General features: G+C 63.8%; 3 protein-coding genes and 1 pseudogene. 1 reads left to right on the top strand and 3 read right to left on the bottom strand.

Annotated features, from left to right (window positions below; all coding sequences use genetic code 11):
• A pseudogene (locus tag EN893_RS27985) lies at nucleotides 1–257 on the top strand (hypothetical protein); the annotation flags it as partial.
• A 19-nt stretch (nucleotides 258–276) separates the two neighbouring features.
• On the opposite strand, the gene EN893_RS27990 reads toward EN893_RS27985, so the two are convergent.
• The 3 genes from EN893_RS27990 to EN893_RS28000 form a co-directional block, all read right to left on the bottom strand.
• Nucleotides 277–867, bottom strand: coding sequence for a DUF447 domain-containing protein (locus EN893_RS27990; protein WP_127268113.1), 591 nt, complete (start codon nucleotides 865–867; stop codon nucleotides 277–279).
• A 3-nt stretch (nucleotides 868–870) separates the two neighbouring features.
• On the bottom strand, nucleotides 871–2,265 hold the full coding sequence (locus EN893_RS27995; RefSeq protein ID WP_127268112.1) for a DUF6513 domain-containing protein: 1,395 nt from the start codon (nucleotides 2,263–2,265) through the stop codon (nucleotides 871–873).
• A partial coding sequence (locus EN893_RS28000) for a flavoprotein (RefSeq protein ID WP_128361950.1) occupies nucleotides 2,258–2,700 on the bottom strand: 443 nt, incomplete at its 5' end. The genes EN893_RS28000 and EN893_RS27995, both read right to left, overlap by 8 nt.

Consider the following 2,700-nt stretch of genomic DNA (forward strand, 5'->3'; position numbering starts at 1 on the left):
TCGCGCGCTGGTTCAGCGAGCAGCAACTGCGCAAAGTGCACGATGCAGCGTCTCTGGTTGCCGGGACCTTGCCGCGGCATGTCCCGATCGTCGGCGCCGGAATCGGTCGCTGGCAGATCAGGCGACTGGCCGAACGCATGGAACGCAGCTACGTCGATTTCGCCGACATCATCCCCGCCGATGACACCGTTCGCGGGCAAGCGAGCAGCGCGGCCCCCGCGTCCGCGATAGCGCTTTTGGCGGGATATCCGTTGTAAGCAGGGTGCGGCGCTCGGCCTAACCCCGCGCGTCCTCGCTACCGGAACCTTTGGCGGTCAAGTGATCGCTGACACGCTGCATCAGCCAGCCCCAGGCCTCCTTTTCGCCCTCGCCTGCGGTCTTTTCGATGGCAATCGAAAGGTAGGCGATTTCCGCCTCGATCTTATCGCGCGGCAGCATGCCGAGCCGGCTGACCAGGATGGCCAGCTCAAGCACTGCCGCCTTGGCTCGGTTGAGGCCGGTGAACGGCGCGAGCGCTTCCTCCCGCACCACGCGGCAGAAATGGCGGGGGCGCACGCCATTGTCATCGACCGCCTGGACTTCGAGACCCGAATACGCCAGCGCCGCCTCGAGCCTCGGCACCGGAAACCCGTCAACCGGAACGGTTGGCCAATGCTTGCGGCCTGTCAGGCAGCCGGCAAAGACACGCACGTCGTCGGTATAATTGGCGATGGCGAATGGCACTTCGGCGAGATTGTCGAGCGTGACCGACGGCCGGAACGGTGCAATCACCCAGCCGTCATTCTCGGCAATGATGCCGATCGGCGCGATGTGGACGTTGCCTGCCTTGTTGACCGTCGTGATGATCGATTCGCGAATGTAGGGCATGGTCTAGCGCTCTTTCCTTGCGCGGAGCGTCTGGCCCGGCTCGGCAAGACGGGTACGGTCGGTTTCAGGAGCCGGCGCGGCAACGCCCCATGCGAGCGGTTCGTCCTGCACATAACGCTTGCCGAGGCGCCACGCGATCTCCGCTTTCATCAGTTCCGCGCCGAGGTAAAAAGCGTGTGCGCCATCGGCGTTGACGTCCAGCCCGGCAAAAAGTTCGAACGCATCCGTGGCAACCGCATGCCCTTTGCTATTGAAAACATGGATGCCGTCCTCCGCTACCGCGATCCGGAAGTTGGCGTCGCGGACCTGGGCCGCCAATGCCTCGATATCGTCGGTTGAGGCTGTGAAAGGCTTGCGATCGTGGACCTGCAACAGGCCTGGGTGATAGCCGCGCGGCAACGCGCCGTCCGTGCAAGCAGCCAACATGACGCGGCGGGCGATATCGTGCTCCTCGATCGTCCGCACCGTGTGTGGGCTGACATGCACCGCCAGCACGTTTCGGATCCGGAGTTCCGAGCAGAGTCCCGCTAGAACGGCCGTAACACCGGAACTGTCCGCGTCGGTCAATTCGGTGAGATTGCCGGTACCCATCAGCAATTCGGCGTCCGGCCAGCGGCGCCGCGCCTCGATGAAGCGCCCGAGTGAAACGGCGAAGCCGAAATGGATCGGGTCGAGCACGGGATCGGCAATGAAGGCAACGCCGGCCTTTTGAGCGGCTTCGATGGCCCGGCCGAGCGAATCCAGATCGCCGGGCGTGGACGGTATCAACACTGCCGTAGCCCTATGGTCGAAGATCAACGGCAGCGTGTTCTCATCGAGGCTGAGAAGATAGTCCGCGCCGGCGCGTGCCCCGATCGTCAGTTCGTCCACGCTGGCCGAATCGACGCTGACCATAAATCCCCGTGCCTTGAGCGCTCGCACAGCCTCCGGCAGCAATGGAAACGGCGTCTCCGGCAGGCAGCCCAGATCGATGACATCGGCGCCGGCCGCGGCCAACATCGAGGCCCTCGCCATCAGCGCCTCGACCGACAGCATCGGCGCATCGACGATCTCGGCGAAGATGCGCATATCGTGACGCGTCAGATCCGGCGGTTTGCCCGCCCGGCCAAGGAAGGCCGGCAGGTCAGCGATCTCGTCGGGGCCGCGCACAAAGGGCACGCCGAAATGCTCCGACAGGTGCTCGATGTTGCCCCGATAGCGTCCGGGCAGGACGACGCGGTCGACGTCTCCTGTCAGAGTGAGCCGACGCTTCACAATGTCCTCGCTCATCAGCGCGGCGACCTTGACGCCGACGTCGACGATTTCCCACGCGAATTCGGTACTGCCCAGCCCGGCCAGCAGCCGTTTCAGCCGCGCCTTGGCCAGATGGCCGGTAAGAAAAACCAGCCGCTCAGCCATCGCTTGCGAGTTCGGCCCGGCGCCGTGTGAGCGAGGCTTCGAGATCAGCGAGCGATTCGACCACCTGGGTCCGCTCAAAACTCTTCAACTGCTTGGTATTTTCCAGGTCGATCCTGCGCGGATAGACCTTGACCAGCCCGTGCGGTGCCTGGGTCTCGAGTTCCGGCGCGGTGTCGCAAGCAAAGACGATGGCTGGCACACGGCACTTTCCGGCTTGGGCAAAGACATTGGTGGCGAGCGTGTCGGAAATGCCATGCACGCATTTGGCGACCGTGTTGGACGTGGCCGGCGCCACCACGACCGTGTGATAGACACCGTGGTAGAATTCGCCGACAGGGATCGCACTCGCGGTCTTGTCGTGCAGCACGCGCGTCGTCTCCGGGAAATCAAGTTTAAGCTTGTACATGCGCAACACTTCGTTGGCAGCCTTCGACA

The organism is Mesorhizobium sp. M7A.F.Ca.CA.004.04.2.1 (assembly GCF_004022825.1).
Taxonomy (GTDB): domain Bacteria; phylum Pseudomonadota; class Alphaproteobacteria; order Rhizobiales; family Rhizobiaceae; genus Mesorhizobium.

What these genes read in the sequence shown, in the direction of transcription:
- EN893_RS27990 (WP_127268113.1), bottom strand. Translation starts at nt 867, where the DNA reads ATGCCCTACATTCGCGAATCGATCATCACGACGGTCAACAAGGCAGGC.
- EN893_RS27995 (WP_127268112.1), bottom strand. Translation starts at nt 2,265, where the DNA reads ATGGCTGAGCGGCTGGTTTTTCTTACCGGCCATCTGGCCAAGGCGCGG.